Consider the following 15663-nt stretch of genomic DNA (forward strand, 5'->3'; position numbering starts at 1 on the left):
TACCGTTGCTAAATCGGAATACAAAAGCCGAACCACAGGGTTCGGCTTTTTGATCCCGTTTGTGTCAAGGCTGGGAGCAGACGGGGCAGTCTGGGCGCTTGGGCAGCTTCATCTCGCGGAAAGTGCCGCTCAGGCCGTCGATCATCAGCAGGCGGCCGCTGTAGTTTTTTCCCGTACCCGCCAGCAGCTTGATGGTTTCCAGTGCCTGCAGGCTGCCCACCAGACCCACCACGGGGGCGAGCACGCCCGCCTCGACGCAGGTGAGGGCCTGCTCGCCAAACAGGGCGCTGAGGCAGGCGTAGCAGGGTTCATCTTCCTGCCAGGTGAAGCTGCAGAGCTGACCCTCCAGCCGGATGGCTGCGCCACTGACCAGCGGTATTCTGTGCTGGCGCGCCTTTTGGTTGAGCAGGTTGCGAATGGCCAGGTTGTCGGTGCAATCCAAGACCAGCTGGTGTCGGGGCAGCAAGGCATCGAGCAGCGCCTCATCGGCCACGGCAGCGTGGGTCTCCACCTCAAGCCAGGGGTTGAGGGCACGCAGCGATTGCGCTGCGGAGTCTACTTTGTAGTGACCGATGCGCTCATCGTTGTGTAGCACCTGACGCTGCAGGTTGGAGAGCTCCACCTTGTCGAAATCGACCAGAGTGAGCTGGCCAACCCCGGCCACCGCCAGATACTGGCTGGCGGCGCAACCAAGGCCACCGGCGCCGATCACCAGCACCCTGGCCTGCTTGAGTGCCTCCTGTCCCTCGAAGTCGAAGGATTTGAGGATGATCTGGCGGTTGTAGCGCAGCAGTTCGGCGTCGCTCAGGATCTCGCTCACAGCAGCAATCCCCCGAATGGCTCCACGGTCACCGTTTCGCCCGCGGCGACGCGGCCCCGTTCCCGTTCAAGAACGATGTAGCAGTTGGCCCGCGACAGGGAGCTGAACACGGCGGAGTCCTGCGAGCCGGTGCTGCGCACCTCGAGGCCCTTTGGCCCTTGGCTCATGATGCCGCGCTGGAAGTCGAGTCGGCCCGGGCTCTTTTTGAGTGGTTCGGCCGCAATGGCTTGCAGCTGGAGCGGGCGCTCGAAGCGTTGACCTGCGAGCTTGGCCAAAGCCGGTTGCACTAGCTGATCGAAGGTGACCATGGCAGAGACGGGGTTGCCCGGCAGGCCGAAGAACCAGGTATGGGGCAGGCGGCCGAAGGCAAACGGCTTGCCCGGTTTGATGGCCAGCTTCCAGAAGCCGATCTCGCCGAGCTCGTCCAGCAGCTGTTTGGTGAAGTCCGCTTCCCCTACTGAAACGCCGCCGGTGGTGATGAGTACATCGGCCTCTGCATCGGCGCGGATAAAGGCGGCACGCAGCTGGGCGGGATCGTCCGGGATGATGCCAAGGTCGAGACAGTCGCAGCCCAGCCGCGCCAGCATGGCCCGCACGCCATAGCGGTTGGAGTCATAGATATCGCCGTGGGCCAGCGGGGTACCGACCGGTTTGAGTTCGTCGCCAGTGCTAAAGATGGCCACTTTTAGCGGGCGGCGCACCGCGACGGTAGCCACGCCAAGGGAGGCCAGCAGTGGAATCTCTCTTGGGGTGAGGCGAGTACCGGCTGGCAGCACACAGGCGCCCTTGCCGATATCGCTGCCGGCGCGGCGGATATTCTGGCCCGGTTCGGGTTGCGCCAGAAAAGTGATCCGATCGCCATCGGCCAGCGTTTCTTCCTGCATCACCACTGCATCTGTGCCTGGGGGGACCGGAGCACCGGTCATGATCCGCACGCAGTGGCCAGCGGGCCATTCTCCCTGATAGGGCTGACCGGCAAAGGCCTTGCCGGCCATGATGAGCGGGGTACCGCTGGCGAGATCTCCAAGGCGTACGGCATAACCGTCCATGGAAGAGTTGTCGAAGGGGGGCACGGCGAGTGGGGAGGCGATATCACAGGCCAGTACCCGGCCAAGGGCCTCTGGCAGGGGCAACTGCTCGCTGTCGCAGCAGCAGGCGAGTTGTTCCAGCATCCCTTGCAGGGCATCGCTTAAGGGGAGTAGTCCGCTGGTATCAAATCCCATCGTTATGACCTCTTTCTATGATTGAAGGCGGGATTATCACAAAAATCCCCGGGTATGGGCAGGTTATCTCAAGGGAATCTCGGGGTAATCGGCGCTGAAACGGGGTGAGATGGTCATAAAGTATGAGGTGACGCACAAGTTGACTTGAATCTTGGCGGTAATGGCCGTTTACTATGCCGCCATAACAGATGGCTGTCACATCCTGTGTGGCGACCATTACAGCGATACCGTCGGCCCTGTACGCCGCCATAACATAAGGGGTTGCTCCTTGAGCTGCCCTCACAGTCCCTGAGCGTGGGAGAGAAGATAATGACAACCTTAAGTCCGGAAGCCTTGCTGGTCAGGGCTGCCCTCGAAGCCCAGGGACTGGAAACCCCCCTGGTCATCAACGAGCTGAACAGCCAGCAGAAGCGGGAGAAGATCGAAGGCCATATGCGCTCCATCATGGAGACGCTGGGGCTGGATCTGACCGATGACAGTCTGGCCGAGACGCCGCATCGCATCGCCAAGATGTACGTCAACGAGATCTTCTCAGGCCTCGACTATTCCACATTCCCCAAGGTGACGGTGATCGAGAACAAAATGCAGGTGGACGAGATGATCATGGTGCGGGACATCAGCCTCACCAGCACCTGCGAACACCACTTCGTCACCATCGACGGCATGGCCCATGTGGCCTATATCCCTCGCGGCAAGGTGATTGGCCTGTCGAAGATCAACCGTATCGTGCAGTTCTTCGCCCGTCGTCCCCAGGTGCAGGAGAGACTGACCCAGCAGATCCTGCTGGCGCTGCAGACCCTGCTCGGTACCAAGGATGTGGCCATCAGCATCAAGGCGACCCACTACTGCGTCAAGGCGCGCGGAGTGATGGATTCCACTTCCTATACCACCACCACCTCCCTCGGCGGGGTGTTCAAGACCCAGCCCGATACCCGGGCCGAATTTCTGGGCGGTCTGCGCGGATAAGATGGCGGTTGTTTTGTAACCGCCTTGCTGAATAAACGAGACGCCAGCAGCCATTGCTGGCGCTTTTCATTGGCCCCGGATGAGAGTGGCGGCCTGCAACGGCTTGACCCGCGCTGCTTGCCTTATGCAAACGTTATGCATTTTTCCGATTTATTCATCTGAGCGGTATATTTAATCGAACACGAAAAAACCCTCGTTTTCACCTTACAAAAAGTAACCGGGCAGACTCTTTCCGAACCGTCACAATCCGGTTACTCTAGCGCCCCCTCACGGCTCTCGCTGCCGCTCATGGAATTCAGAGATATTCATCAAGGTTGGATGGTGCGCCACTGAACAGGTGGCCAGATAGTTCATGCCAGGAGGGCGTGAACCGGACGAGTGCTATGAATTTAACGACCACCAGGATATCCCATGAATACCAGTTCCATGACCATAGGTAAAAAACTCACCGCCGGCTTTGCCGTGCTCGGTTTGATGGTCGCCTTTATCGGCGGTTTTGCCCTTGTCCAGTTTGGCAACATGAATGATGTTGCCATCCGGTTTACCGACAGCATCTTGCCAGCGGTCAATCGCACCAGCGCGATCGGGGATTCTCTCGGTGAGTTGCGTCGTTATGAGCTGGGTTATTTCGTGGTGGCTGCCGAGCCGCTGAAAAGGGCTGAATATCGGAATATTGCCAGTCAACAGCTTAACGCGATCGCGCAGCAGCTGATTGCCCATGACAAGACGATCTGGCCTGAGGATGTGGCGGAGCGCCGTACCTTCGATGCGGTGAAATCTGACTGGGATCGTTACGTCGCCCTGCACCAGCGAGTCCAACAGCTGCAAGACAGCGATCAGCTTGCCGAAGCCCAACGCATCTTCCTTGAGGAGGGGGTTCCCCTTTACACCGCGCTGAGCAAGTCAGTGGCCTCCCTTATCCAGATTAACCATGGTTATGCGTCTGAATCCCGCAGTGACATTGTCGACTCTTATCAATCCGCCAATCTGAGTGTCACCATCGCGCTGGTGATCGGTCTGATACTGGTGGTGGTGCTCTCCGTGGTACTGACCCGCCAAATTCGCGACCCGCTGATCATGCTGGCCCGTCAGGCCCAGCGCATTGCCAATGGCGATCTGGGTCAGGGCGAACTGCAGCAGTGGATCCGCGACAGCCGCTTCAACCGCGATGAACTGGGTCAGCTGGGCTCCGCCATCAACCGGATGCAGGGCTCCCTCTCCGATCTGGTGAGCGAGATCGCCGGCTCCGTGAGCCAACTCAGCAGCGCAGTGGAGGAGGTGAGCGCCATCTCCAGCCAGTCTGCCAGCGGCATGGCCATCCAGCAGAACGAAGTCTCCCAGGTGGCGACCGCCATGAACGAGATGCAGTCCACCGTCAACGAAGTGGCCCGCAACACCACGGATGCCATGAGCGCCGCCAAGGATGCCTCCCGCACCTCTGCTGCTGGCAGCGAAGTGGTTCGCAGCTCCATTGCCAGCATCGAAGAGGTGTCGGTCAAGATTGAGCAGGCTGGCACAGTGGTGCAGCAGCTGGAGGCCGACAGCGCCAACATCAGCGTGGTGCTGGATGTGATCCGCGATATCGCCGGTCAGACCAACCTGCTGGCCCTTAACGCCGCCATCGAAGCGGCCCGTGCCGGTGAGCAGGGTCGTGGTTTTGCGGTCGTTGCAGATGAAGTGCGTTCATTGGCCCAGCGGACCCAGGACTCCACCGCCGAGATCAGCAAGATGATCGAGCTCTTGCAGAGCCGCGCCGCCGAGGCGGGCAACGCCATGCAGCTGAGTCGTCACCAGATGCAGGAGAGCGTCGGTCTGGCGCGGGATGCCGGTACCAGTATCGAGACCATCAACGGTGCCGTGGTGCGCATCACCGACATGAACACCCTGATCGCCACCGCAACCGAAGAGCAGAACGCGGTGACCGAAGAGCTCAACCGCAGCATCGTCAACATTCACAATGCCGCTGACGAGAATGCCCAGGGCGCTCATCAGATCGCCCAGGCTTGCGTCGAGCTGAGCAAGCTGGCAAGCACCCTGCACCATATGACCCAGCGCTTCACCCTCTAAGGGTTGATGCATGGATAACAGAAGGCCCCGCCAATTGGCGGGGCCTTGTTGTTTCTGGCGTTGTGGAAGGGCTCAGCTCAGGCCGACTATCTCGCCGTTCTCATCGATATCGATATGGCGATAGGCTGGCAGGCTGCCCAGCCCCGGCATGGTCATGATGGGGCCCGCCAGCGCATAGACGAAGCCGGCACCGGCGCAGAGCTTTACCTCGTCGATGGGCACCTCGAAATCGGTCGGCACCCCCTTGAGGGCAGGGTCATGGCTGATGGAGAGCGGCGTCTTGGCCACGCAGATGGGCAAGTGATCCCAGCCTTCGGCGGAAAGTTGCGCCAGCTGCTGGCGGGCTTTGTCGGATAGCTGCACTCCGCGGCCACCGTAGCCGCACTCCACCAGGGTCGCCAGCTTGCCGTCGAGGCTCATCTCGTCGGGGTAGAGCAGTTTCACCTTGCTAGGTTGCTCGCAGGCGGCGACCACGGCGCGGGCCAGCTCGCTGGCGCCGGCGCCACCCTGGGTGAAGGCATTGGAGATAGCTGCGCCACAGGCACCGGCTTGCTGCGCTTCATGGGCCAGCAGCGCTAGCTCGGCCTCGCTGTCGGTAGGGAAGCGGTTGATGGCGACCACCACCGGCACCCCGTAACGGCGGGCATTCTGGATATGCCAGGCGAGGTTGGCGCAGCCCTGCTTGAGGGTCGGCAGATCCTCCCCTTGCAGACTGGCAGGCAGCGGCTGGCCCGGGCGGATATCGAGCAGGCCGCTGTTGGCCTTGAGGCCGCGCACCGTGGCCACCAGTACTACGCAGGCGGGGGTGATGCCGGATTGGCGGCTCTTGATGTTAAAGAACTTCTCCAGCCCCATGTCGGAGCCAAAACCCGCCTCGGTCACCACATAGTCGGTCAGACCGAGGGCAATGCGATCGGCGATCACCGAGGAGTTGCCGTGGGCGATATTGGCAAAGGGGCCTGCGTGTACCAGCACCGGCGTCTGCTCGGTGGTCTGCATCAGGGTCGGTTGCAGCGCATCTTTGAGCAGCACCGTCATGGCGCCTGCTACTTCCAACTGTTCGGCGGTGACGGGCTTGCCGTGAATATCGCGGGCCAGCTGGATGCGGCCGATGCGATCGCGCAGATCCTTGAGATCGCTTGCCAGCGCCAGAATGGCCATTAGCTCGGAGGCGGCGGTGATGACGAAGCGATCGCTGCGCTCCACACCATCGGCAGCGCCGCCCTGTCCAATCGTGAGGTGGCGCAGTGCGCGGTCATTCATATCGAGGGTGCGCGGCCAGAGGATGTTATCGGCATCGATATCGAGCCGCGGCAGGCCGGTTTTGGCGGTGAACTCGGCACCCAGTTTCTGTTCGTGGAACAGGCGGGCATCGAGGGCAGCTGCCGCCAGATTGTGGGCCGCCGTCAGGGCGTGAAAATCGCCGGTGAGGTGGAGGTTCATCTCCTCCATCGGCACCACCTGAGCGTGGCCGCCACCGGCTGCCCCCCCCTTGACCCCGAATACCGGGCCGAGGCTCGGCTGGCGGATAGTGGCGATGCTGGGCTGGCCGATATGGTTGAGCCCCATAGAGAGGCCAAGGGTAGTCACCGTCTTCCCTTCACCGAGCGGGGTCGGGGTGATGGCGCTCACCAGTACCAGCTTGCCGCTCTGCTTGGGCTGAGACGTGAGCAGGTCGAGGCTGAGTTTGCCTTTGTAGTGGCCATGGGGGCTGAGCAGGTGCTGGGGGATGGCGAGGCGTTCGGCCAGCGCGTGAATGGAGAGACGGGGGGACTGGCGGGAGATCTCGATATCGCTTAGCATCAGCACCTCGTTGGCATATCGGGGTAAAATATGCGGCGCAGTCTAGTGGAATATAACGGGTAATCCAATGACGAAAACGATTTTATTTGGTGAGGGTGAGGTTCGTCAGAATCCTGTTCGGCTGGCTCTCAACGCACTCTATCATCCCCCCAAGCAGCCGATGACGGCGCTGGGGATCGTCAGTGCGCTGGTGCCGCTGTTCGGCTTCGGCTGGCAGGCGATGACCCAGGACCCAGAAACCCAGCTGCGCCACGAGATCCGCAAACGGGTCAACAAGCACAAGACCGACGAGGCAAACCTCATTTTGATCCTCCAGCTGGCCGCCATGTTTGACTGCCCCGAGATTGAAGTGGCGCTCCCCTATGCCCTCAGTGAGCAGCAGTTGTCGGTTGTCCGCACCCGACTGCCACGCTGGCAGTTGCACCCCGAGCAGGAGCGTCTGCTAGCCAAGCTCACCCCTGTTGCCGCATCCACCACCGCACCCGACCAGCGTTAGGCTTTAAGCCAGATCAGCAGGCCGGACAGTCAGGCCGTATCCTCTGCTCTGGCAATCATCACGGCTTATCCCACTGTTGCGGGGCGAGATAGCGCTCCTGCACGAACTCGATAAAGCAGCGCACCTTGGCCGAGACGAAGCGGCGGTGCGGATAGACCGCATAAAGTCCCACATCTCCCTTGTCCCACTCTGGCAGCAGGCTGACCAGCTGTCCTGACCGCAGCGCCTCCCCCACGATAAAGGTGGGCTGCAATATGATGCCCTGATCATCACAAGCGGCGCGGGTCAGCGCCACCCCGTTGTTGGCCCGCAGTGGCCCCTGTGGCCGGATGCTCTGCTGCTCGTTTCCCCGTTTGAAGTGCCACTCCGGCTGGGTCAGGGTGTAGATCAGACAGTCGTGCTGCTTGAGATCCTCGGGCTTTTCCGGTCTGCCCTTGCGTGCCAGATAGGCGGGGCTGGCGCAAAGCTCGACCCGAATGGTGGCCAGCTGGCGCGCCACCAGCGAGGAGTCGCTGAGGTGGCCGATCCGCAGCGCCAGATCGAACCCCTCTTCCACCAGCGCTACCCGCCGGTCGCTGTACTCGATATCGAGCTTGAGGTCGGGAAAGCGTTGGCGAAACAGCGGCAGGGCGGGGGAGAGGTGCAGATAGCCAAAATCCATCGGCACCGAGAGCTTGAGGGTGCCGTTGGGCTGCTGGTTGTGGTGGGTCAGCTGGCTGTGGGTCTCTTCCAGCTCCGCCAGCAGGGCGAGGGCGCGCTGGTAGTAGAACTGGCCCGCCTCGGTGGGATTGACCTGACGGGTGGTGCGCGACAGCAGCCGGGTGGCGAGGGACTCCTCCAGCTGTTGCATCAGTTTGGAGGCCATGGCGACCGAGATGCCGAGCTGGTTGGCGGCCTTGGTAAAGCTCTGGCACTCCACCACCTTGATAAAGGTACGCATGGCGGCGATCTGGTCCATTTTCCATCCTCAGTAAATAATGAATTTAATAAATCACTGATTATTCATCTTCAGAACGAGGTTAGCATTTTAACCACTGATGTGAACCCCAAGATGAAGGAACGAACGGATGAAAATGACCAAGGCTCTGCTGGCCTCCTGCCTGTTTATGGCGACCCCTCTGATGGCGGCGGATTACGATGTGGATGCGGCGCACACCACGGTGCAGTTCAAGGTGGGTCACCTGGGCTTCTCCGAGCTGGTGGGTCGCTTCAACACCTTCAGCGGTACCTTCAGCATGGATGACGCCAACCCCGCGGCGGCCAAGGCGAGCTTCGAAGTGGATGCCGCCAGCGTTGACTCCAATCACGAAGCCCGCGACAAGCACCTGCGCAGCCCTGACTTCCTCGACGTGAAGCAGTATCCCAAGATGACCTTCGTCAGCTCCGCTTACGAGGGCACCAAGGATAAAGGCGTGCTGAAAGGGACTCTGACCCTGCACGGCGTCTCCAAGGAAGTGGCCTTCGATCTGGTCAAGATCGGCGAAGGCAAGGATCCCTGGGGCGGCTACCGCAGCGGTTTCAACGCCTCCACCACCATCAAGCGCAGTGACTTTGGCGTGAGCTACATGCTGCCCGGCATTCCGGACGAGATGAACATCAACCTGTTTGTCGAAGGCGTGCGCAAGTAATGGGCGCGGAACTTCTGCTGCAAACCCTGGCGGCTCCTCTGGGAGCCGCTTTGCTATCGTGGCGCTGGCCGCGACTGGGGTATCTGTGGGGCGCGCTGGCGCTCTGGCTGGTGGGATCCTGGCTCGGCGGCTTCTATGGCATGCCGGAAAAGGCGTGGCAGTGGCTGCCGCTGACCCTGCTGGTGCCCGCCATTGCGGCTCAGGTGAACGATCTGCGTGGCTCGCTGCTGCTCTTTGCCGTGATCAGTGTGCTGGTGTGGTGGCAGGGATTGGCCTCGGTACTGGCGAGCGAACCCGGGATCTGGCTGGCGCTACTGCCCGCCATCCTCTGGTTTGGCTGGAGCACCTTGCGCTGTGATAGCCGCGAGGGGCTCGGGTTTGCCCTCGGCTTTATCTGGTTGGCACTGGTGATCGGCATCGATGGCAGTCTGCTGATTGCCCAGCTGGCCGGTGCGCTGGCCGCTTTCGCCGGTTTTCGCGCCCTGCTTGCCACCTTTGTTGACATCAAGGTAGCACCCGCCGGTCTGGCGCTGGCCCTCGCCTTCGTCCAGATGCTGGCCTGGCAATATGTGGAGGTGCCGCTGGTGGTGTTGCTGCCGGTCTGGTTGCTGCCGCTGCTGGAGTGGGCGTTACGTGACACACCCTGGCCAGTGCGTTGGGGTGGGCTGATCCTGCTCGCAGCCGCGGGAACCGGGCTCAGCCTATGGTGGGTGTGGCCTGCTGCTTCTTTGTACTGATTTTTGCATGAAAAACAGGCAATTACAGTCATTTTTGCATACTCGCTCATACTCTTGGCAGATAATGATTGAGCCCCATATGTGTTTCAGATAAAAAGGATTTTCATTTTATTTGGACACACACAGAACCCGGCCGCGCCGGGTTCTGTTTGCCTGCTTTGCGGCACATAAGGAGGCCACAGTTGCGCAGTCAAGGATCTGAGCATCTGTTTTTTCGCCATTTCACCGGACAGGGACGTATCGATGGTCTCTGCATTCTGCTGGTCACTCACCTGCTTCCCGATCGCCCCCGTTTTATCGACGCTCTCGGTCAGATTGGACGGATTGGCGCCATTTTGCCCAAACCGAAATCGGTACACGGTCCGACCCTGGAGTGGGTATCCCAGCACTATCCGGTGCTGCCCCTCAACCGACGCTGGACCAATGAACCCGACAGCATCATCCAGCAGATTGCGCCGCTGGTGGCCCCCCACGAGCGGTTGCTGATCCTCGATATAGGCGGTTACTTTGCCAAAACCCAGGTGATCTTGAGTGAATACTTCGGCCCCCGTTTCCTAGGGGTGGTGGAGATGACCGAGAACGGCCACCAGCGCTATGAGCAGGAGGTGCTGGCGACCCCTGTGGTGTCGGTGGCGCGCAGTCCCCTCAAGCAGGCCGAGGATATCCAGATTGGTTTGAGCGTGGTCTACTCCGCGGAGTCGTTGGCCCGCAACCTCAACCGTACCTTCAACGTCTGCGAAGCCGTGCTGTTTGGCTATGGCAAGGTGGGGCGCAGCATCGCCCGTGACCTGCGTTGTCGCAACCTCCATCTCGGGCTGGTGGAAACAGATGTGCTGCGACAGGTCGAAGCGCTCTCTCACGGTTTTCGCTTGATCACCAAGGCTGAAGCCTTGAGCCGCGCCGAGCTGGTGATCTGCTCTACCGGCAACGGCTCGCTGGATTTGGCGGATCTGCAGGCGCTGCGCCCCGGCACCATGGTGGCCTCGGTCACCTCGGCCGACGACGAGTTTGCCTTCTCGCTGGCCCAGTTGCCGTGGCCGAGCGAAGAGGTGTGCCCCCATGTGCTGGCCCTCAACCGGCCGGATGGTACCCAGATCTACCTGCTCAACCGGGGCGAGGCGGTCAACTTCGTCCATGGCGCCGTGATTGGCGAATATGTCTATCTGGTGCTGGCGGAGATCATGGAAGGGATCCGGATGCTGGCGGCAGGCCCTCTTGCACCCGGCCTGTTCGAGCTGCCAGAATCGGCGATGCGTACCATTGCCCGCCATTGGCTGGCCGATTTTCATGGGGTTGATCAGCACTGATTTGACCAAACCGGGATCGGCCATTGGGCAGCGGTACCCCACTTCCCGCCATTGTCGTTTTTTTATGGAGTCACTCATGACCGAGTCTGAAACCCTGATCAGCAAACCCCGCATCGAGATCCGCTACTGCACCCTCTGTCGCTGGATGCTGCGCGCCGCCTGGCTGGCGCAGGAGCTGCTCTCCACCTTCGACAGCGATCTGGGGGAGGTGGCGCTGGTGCCGGCCAGCAAGGGGGAGTTCCGCATTCTGGTGGGCGGGTTGCAGGTGTGGGATCGGGTGGTCGATGACGGCTTCCCCGAGGCCAAGGAGATCAAGCAGCGGGTGCGTGACGTCATCGCCCCTGAGCGGGATCTCGGCCACTCGGATCGCAAGGCGGCCGAGTAACGCCAGATGGGCCGAGCGCCTCGAAAAGGTGCTGAGCATGAGAGCGAAAGGAGAGGGAGGCGATGGCCTCTCTCTCCTTTTTTTTTTCATTTGGCTGTTTGCCTGGCTCCAGCAGGGCTATAAGCGCGGCTCGGCCAGATGACTGCCGATATAGCGGGCCCGCTTGTGGGACTTGATGCGGCTCACATCGACCCACACCAGCCCATCGATGCAGTGGTTGAAGTCGGGGTCGATGCCAAAATCCATAAACTGGACGCCGCCCGGCTCGCACAGCTCGGAATACTGCTTGTAGAGGGTAGGGATGGCGCAGCCCAAATTGTCGAGGCGGGCCTTGAGTGCTTTGAGGTCGGCGCCGTAATCCAACCCCTCGAACAGAGGTTGCGTCTCGGGGTAGGGACGGCGGGAGGGAGCCAGCGCCAGCTCGGGGGCAAAGTGCTGGCGGTAGAAGCTCACCAGCAGATCCTTGGCCGCTGGCGGCAGGCTGCCGGAGAGCGACACCGGGCCAAACAGGTAGCGGTAGCGGGGATAGCGGGCCAGATAGGCACCGATGCCGAACCAGAGATAATCGAGCCCCCGCTTGCCCCAGTAGGCGGGCTGGATAAAGCTGCGGCCAAGCTCGATGGCCTGCTCCAGTCGGGGCAGCAACTTATCCTCGAAGCCGAACAGGGTATGGCTGTAGAGACCATCCTTCCCCTTGCTGGCCAGCAGCTCCACCACTGGGGCAAAGCGGTAGGCGCCGATAATGTCGAGTCGGGCCGGATCCCAGAGGATCAGGTGGTGATAGTCGTTGTCAAAGCCATCGAGATCCCGCCGCTTGCCGGATCCTTCCCCCACAGCACGAAAGGCGATCTCCCGCAGTCGCCCCAGCTCGCGCAGGATCACCGAGTGACTCAGTTCATGGCGGCGGTAGAGGTAGATCCCCTGACCATCCGGGGTGGTGCCGAGCTGTTCGCAGCTTTCGATGGCCTGTTTGAGCTGGCGGCGATCCTCCGGCAGGGCGATGGGGGCCTCGGTCTGCAGGCGCCCTGCCTTGCCCCGGCCAATCCGGTAGAGGTGGTTGCGCACCAGCCGCGCCGCCGTCTTGGCGGGCAGCTCATGAAAACTGCCGAGTGGAATGCGCGCTCCTATGGTCACCGGCAGGGTCTGCCCCTGCTGGCGAAACAGCTGGCGTACCAGCAACAGGGCGGAGGCGGGCTTGTTGAGCCAGGAGGCGAGATAGAACCAGAGGCTATTGCGTCCCCCCAGATGGATGGGCACCAGCGGGGTGCGGGTGCGCTGGGCCAGCTTGATAAAGCCTGCCTGCCAGGGGCCATCTTTCACTCCCTTCAGGCCAAGCCGGGAGACTTCGCCTGCGGGGAAGATCACCAGCGCCCCTTCATGGGCGAGGTGCTCGTTCATGGCGAGGATGGCCTGTCGATCGGTCTTGCCCTCCATATTGTCCACCGGCAATAGCAAAGGGCGCAGCGGCGCGAGCTGGGCCAGCAGCTGGTTGGCGACGATCTTCACATCGGGGCGGATGCGACCGAGCAGTTGCAGCAGCGCCAGTCCATCCAGCGAGCCGATGGGGTGGTTGGCAACAAGAATGACCCGGCCGCTGGCGGGAATATGCTCCAGTTGCGCCTCGCTGACCCGATAGTCGAAATCGAGCTGGGTCAGCGCCTGCTCGACAAAGTCGAGGCCGCGCAGGTGCGGGTAGCGGGCGGCAAAGTCGGCAAAGGCACGTTCGTTGAGCAGCCAGCCCAGCAGCCGCTTGAACAACGGGGTGAGCAGGGGGTAGCCAAGCAGGCGGGGGAAGTGCTGGGTCAGCAGGGTATCGATAGTGAACATCTGGAGGGCTCCGGCGATCCGTTGCTCCCAGCATGATGTGGCACTGTTCCCGCGACATGTCAGCGGGATGACAGTTTGATGGCAGCGGCAGCCAGTAGCTCCTGAGCGACCCTCCCCGGTTTACCTTTGTTGATGGGTGATGGCCAGATAGCAAGGGGGGCCGGTTGACCGGCTCCCCCTTGGTTGTCGCGGTAAAGATAGCGACCCGATTAACCGCGCCAGGCTGCGGTGAGGCGCACCAGCTCCACCAGGGTGGCGACCGATTTCTCCATGGATTGCAGCGGGATGAACTCGTGCTTGCCGTGGAAGTTGTGGCCACCGGTGAAGAGGTTGGGGCAGGGCAGGCCCATAAAGGAGAGACGGGCGCCATCGGTACCGCCGCGAATGGGCTTGATTTTCGGCACCACGTCGGCGGCCTCCATGGCGGCCTTGGCCAGCTCGACGATATGCATGTGCGGCTCGATCTGGCTGCGCATGTTGCGATAGCTGTCGGTCAGGGTCAGCTCGATGCGGGCCTTCGGATACTCGGCCAGCAGGGCTGCCACCCGGTTCTGCATCTCGGCTTTGCGTGCGGCAAAGTGCTCGTCGTCGAAGTCACGGATGATGTAGTGCAGGGTGCTCTCCTCCACGGTGCCGCTCATCTGGGCCAGATGGAAGAAGCCCTCATACCCGTCGGTGCACTCCGGGGTCTGCTCGGCAGGCATGGCGGCGTGGAAGCGGGCGGCCAGGGTCTGACTGTTGATCATGCTCCCCTTGGCGGTGCCGGGGTGGACGTTATTGCCGATAAAACGAACTGTGGCGCTGGCGGCGTTGAAATTTTCATACTCCAGCTCGCCCAGTTCGCCGCCATCCACGGTATAGGCCCACTTGGCCGGGAATCTCTCCAGCGGGAACAGGTTGGCGCCGCGGCCGATCTCTTCATCCGGGGTAAAGCCGACCCAGATATCGCCGCGCGGGATCTCGGGGTGGGCCTGCAGGTGGTCGATGGCAGTGAGGATCTCGGCGATACCCGCCTTGTCGTCGGCGCCAAGCAAGGTGGTGCCGTCGGTAGTGATAAGGTCCTGACCCAGATAGTTTTTCAGGAAGCGGTAGTCACGGATGGCGAGCACCTCGTCACCCTTGCCAAGGCAGATGTCGCCGCCCTGATAGTTTTCGATGATTTGCGGTACTACGTGCTCCGCCTCGTAGTCGGCGGTATCCATGTGGGCAATCAGGCCGATGGCGGGGGCGTCCGGCTGGTTGCCCGGCAGGCAGCCGGTGAGGTAGCCGTGTTCATCCAGGGTGACCCGGGTTAGCCCCAGCGCCTTCATCTCTTCTTGCAGGGCGCGGGCAAAGATCAGTTGTCCCTTGCTGCTCGGGCAGGCTGGATTGGTCTCATCGGAGCGGGTATGAAAAGTTACGTAACGCAGAAAACGCTCAAGCAGGGTATCCATTAGTCAGCCTCTAACCGATTGTGAGCGGTCATTGTGGCCAATCCGTGCGGGGCACTCATTGCGTCAGCGCAGGTTTTTCCCATTTTTTGACGCAAGGGGAGGGTGGGGAATGTGCGGCGCACGGCGCAACCTCGGGGAGGGAGATCGCATAAATGTTGCGTTTATCGCGATATTTAGGCGCTGGCGGTGGTGGCCAAATTCCCCTCAGTGACCGCACAGCAAGGCGTCAGCCCAATCATGGCGTTTTCACACACTTTTCAAGGGGAAACCGGGCTGTCGCATAACCTGCGCCATCCCAGAGCCCGCCTGCCCGCCAGCAAGATTTGATCGACTTATTAAAAGGGGATTTTGAACACTATTTTTTATTGTCACTGCCCGCGGTAAGTGTGTACACTCCGCGCCGATCCAAGGGTAACCCTGAAGCAGGCAGAGCCGCCAGAAACCCGACCGATCATACGCCTATAGGGCGAGGCACGCAGAAACGACAGACACTGCTGGGGAATGGTTTCTTTAATACCGGTTAGGCTCCGGTATCAGGGAGAACAACAGACTCTCATCCTTCATTTGACCGAGTGGGCCACCGGCTCATCATCTTCCCTTGTCATGGGCGGTCACTGACGGTGAGGTGGGCTGTGGTTGTTGTCGTCTATCAACACGCATGCGTGCTGGCGCCTTCGCTTCTCTTCCTTGGAACCCTCTCCTTCTGTCGGGATCGCTGCCGAATGATGAACTGACGGCGTGGCTGATGTCGTCTGTCATCAAAGTACCGCGGCGCTACGGCATAGTGGCACCGCATACCGTTGAGCTTGATGTAAAGCCACCAGCCCCACATCAAGACTCGTTACTTCCCCAAGATCCACCAGGCAGCCTCTGGCTTGCCGCGATGTGCAAAAGGTTGGTTTGGGTGGCTGCGTCTCGTGATGGCAGCGCTCGCCGTACTCTGCACTAGATGGTCTGGATGTGATTGAGGG

General features: G+C 61.2%; 13 protein-coding genes. 7 read left to right on the forward strand and 6 right to left on the reverse strand.

Features of this window, described 5'->3' with window-relative positions:
* Window positions 1–64: 64 nt before the first annotated feature.
* Together moeB and moeA are read right to left on the reverse strand one after the other, a co-directional pair.
* Window positions 65–820 carry a molybdopterin-synthase adenylyltransferase MoeB gene (gene moeB / locus ACTG2T_RS16610; RefSeq protein ID WP_330124779.1) on the reverse strand — a complete coding sequence of 252 codons (756 nt, stop codon included), beginning with the start codon at window positions 818–820 and terminating at the stop codon, window positions 65–67.
* A complete protein-coding gene (moeA, locus tag ACTG2T_RS16615; RefSeq protein WP_330124780.1) occupies window positions 817–2043 on the reverse strand; it encodes a molybdopterin molybdotransferase MoeA in 1227 nt (408 codons plus the stop codon). Before moeA ends, moeB begins: the two co-directional genes overlap by 4 nt.
* A 309-nt stretch (window positions 2044–2352) precedes the next feature.
* Here moeA and folE point away from each other — a divergent pair, with 309 nt between their 5' ends.
* Together folE and ACTG2T_RS16625 are read left to right on the forward strand one after the other, a co-directional pair.
* Window positions 2353–3009: a GTP cyclohydrolase I FolE gene (folE, locus tag ACTG2T_RS16620; protein ID WP_058055823.1), complete on the forward strand. Its 657-nt coding sequence runs from the start codon at window positions 2353–2355 to the stop codon at window positions 3007–3009.
* Between the two features lie 411 nt (window positions 3010–3420).
* Entirely contained in the window at window positions 3421–5076 is a 1656-nt protein-coding gene (locus ACTG2T_RS16625; RefSeq protein ID WP_110302474.1) for a methyl-accepting chemotaxis protein, read from the forward strand.
* A gap of 72 nt (window positions 5077–5148) precedes the next feature.
* Here ACTG2T_RS16625 and ACTG2T_RS16630 read toward each other — a convergent pair whose 3' ends face one another.
* Window positions 5149–6879: a formate--tetrahydrofolate ligase gene (locus ACTG2T_RS16630; RefSeq protein WP_330124781.1), complete on the reverse strand. Its 1731-nt coding sequence runs from the start codon at window positions 6877–6879 to the stop codon at window positions 5149–5151.
* A 67-nt stretch (window positions 6880–6946) separates the two neighbouring features.
* Here ACTG2T_RS16630 and ACTG2T_RS16635 point away from each other — a divergent pair, with 67 nt between their 5' ends.
* Window positions 6947–7375: a hypothetical protein gene (locus tag ACTG2T_RS16635; protein ID WP_330124782.1), complete on the forward strand. Its 429-nt coding sequence runs from the start codon at window positions 6947–6949 to the stop codon at window positions 7373–7375.
* 58 nt (window positions 7376–7433) lie between these two features.
* On the opposite strand, the gene ACTG2T_RS16640 is transcribed toward ACTG2T_RS16635, so the two are convergent.
* Window positions 7434–8333 carry a LysR family transcriptional regulator gene (locus ACTG2T_RS16640; protein ID WP_330124783.1) on the reverse strand — a complete coding sequence of 300 codons (900 nt, stop codon included), beginning with the start codon at window positions 8331–8333 and terminating at the stop codon, window positions 7434–7436.
* Between the two features lie 109 nt (window positions 8334–8442).
* Between ACTG2T_RS16640 and ACTG2T_RS16645 the strand changes: the two genes are divergently transcribed.
* From ACTG2T_RS16645 to ACTG2T_RS16660, 4 genes are all read left to right on the forward strand, one after another.
* Window positions 8443–9003: a YceI family protein gene (locus ACTG2T_RS16645; RefSeq protein WP_005334411.1), complete on the forward strand. Its 561-nt coding sequence runs from the start codon at window positions 8443–8445 to the stop codon at window positions 9001–9003.
* The gene (locus tag ACTG2T_RS16650; protein WP_330124784.1) at window positions 9003–9740 is read left to right on the forward strand and encodes a hypothetical protein; all 738 of its coding nucleotides are present in this window, start codon (window positions 9003–9005) and stop codon (window positions 9738–9740) included. Before ACTG2T_RS16645 ends, ACTG2T_RS16650 begins: the two co-directional genes overlap by 1 nt.
* Window positions 9741–9922: 182 nt before the next feature.
* Window positions 9923–11047: an adenosylhomocysteinase gene (locus ACTG2T_RS16655; RefSeq protein WP_005361782.1), complete on the forward strand. Its 1125-nt coding sequence runs from the start codon at window positions 9923–9925 to the stop codon at window positions 11045–11047.
* 76 nt (window positions 11048–11123) lie between these two features.
* Window positions 11124–11432: a SelT/SelW/SelH family protein gene (locus ACTG2T_RS16660; RefSeq protein WP_330124785.1), complete on the forward strand. Its 309-nt coding sequence runs from the start codon at window positions 11124–11126 to the stop codon at window positions 11430–11432.
* 117 nt (window positions 11433–11549) lie between these two features.
* Here the strand turns inward: ACTG2T_RS16660 and ACTG2T_RS16665 are convergent, their stop codons facing one another.
* Entirely contained in the window at window positions 11550–13259 is a 1710-nt protein-coding gene (locus tag ACTG2T_RS16665) for a lysophospholipid acyltransferase family protein (RefSeq protein ID WP_330124786.1), read from the reverse strand.
* Between the two features lie 209 nt (window positions 13260–13468).
* Window positions 13469–14692 carry a peptidase T gene (gene pepT, locus ACTG2T_RS16670; RefSeq protein ID WP_330124787.1) on the reverse strand — a complete coding sequence of 408 codons (1224 nt, stop codon included), beginning with the start codon at window positions 14690–14692 and terminating at the stop codon, window positions 13469–13471.
* Window positions 14693–15663 lie beyond the last annotated feature (971 nt).

The organism is Aeromonas sp. 75A, from assembly GCF_051919425.1.
Classification (GTDB): Bacteria; Pseudomonadota; Gammaproteobacteria; order Enterobacterales; family Aeromonadaceae; genus Aeromonas; species Aeromonas veronii.

What these genes read in the sequence shown, in the direction of transcription:
- moeA (WP_330124780.1), bottom strand. Translation starts at nt 2,043, where the DNA reads ATGGGATTTGATACCAGCGGACTACTCCCCTTAAGCGATGCCCTGCAA.
- folE (WP_058055823.1), top strand. Translation starts at nt 2,353, where the DNA reads ATGACAACCTTAAGTCCGGAAGCCTTGCTGGTCAGGGCTGCCCTCGAA.
- ACTG2T_RS16625 (WP_110302474.1), top strand. Translation starts at nt 3,421, where the DNA reads ATGAATACCAGTTCCATGACCATAGGTAAAAAACTCACCGCCGGCTTT.
- ACTG2T_RS16630 (WP_330124781.1), bottom strand. Translation starts at nt 6,879, where the DNA reads ATGCTAAGCGATATCGAGATCTCCCGCCAGTCCCCCCGTCTCTCCATT.
- ACTG2T_RS16635 (WP_330124782.1), top strand. Translation starts at nt 6,947, where the DNA reads ATGACGAAAACGATTTTATTTGGTGAGGGTGAGGTTCGTCAGAATCCT.
- ACTG2T_RS16640 (WP_330124783.1), bottom strand. Translation starts at nt 8,333, where the DNA reads ATGGACCAGATCGCCGCCATGCGTACCTTTATCAAGGTGGTGGAGTGC.
- ACTG2T_RS16645 (WP_005334411.1), top strand. Translation starts at nt 8,443, where the DNA reads ATGAAAATGACCAAGGCTCTGCTGGCCTCCTGCCTGTTTATGGCGACC.
- ACTG2T_RS16650 (WP_330124784.1), top strand. Translation starts at nt 9,003, where the DNA reads ATGGGCGCGGAACTTCTGCTGCAAACCCTGGCGGCTCCTCTGGGAGCC.
- ACTG2T_RS16660 (WP_330124785.1), top strand. Translation starts at nt 11,124, where the DNA reads ATGACCGAGTCTGAAACCCTGATCAGCAAACCCCGCATCGAGATCCGC.
- ACTG2T_RS16665 (WP_330124786.1), bottom strand. Translation starts at nt 13,259, where the DNA reads ATGTTCACTATCGATACCCTGCTGACCCAGCACTTCCCCCGCCTGCTT.
- pepT (WP_330124787.1), bottom strand. Translation starts at nt 14,692, where the DNA reads ATGGATACCCTGCTTGAGCGTTTTCTGCGTTACGTAACTTTTCATACC.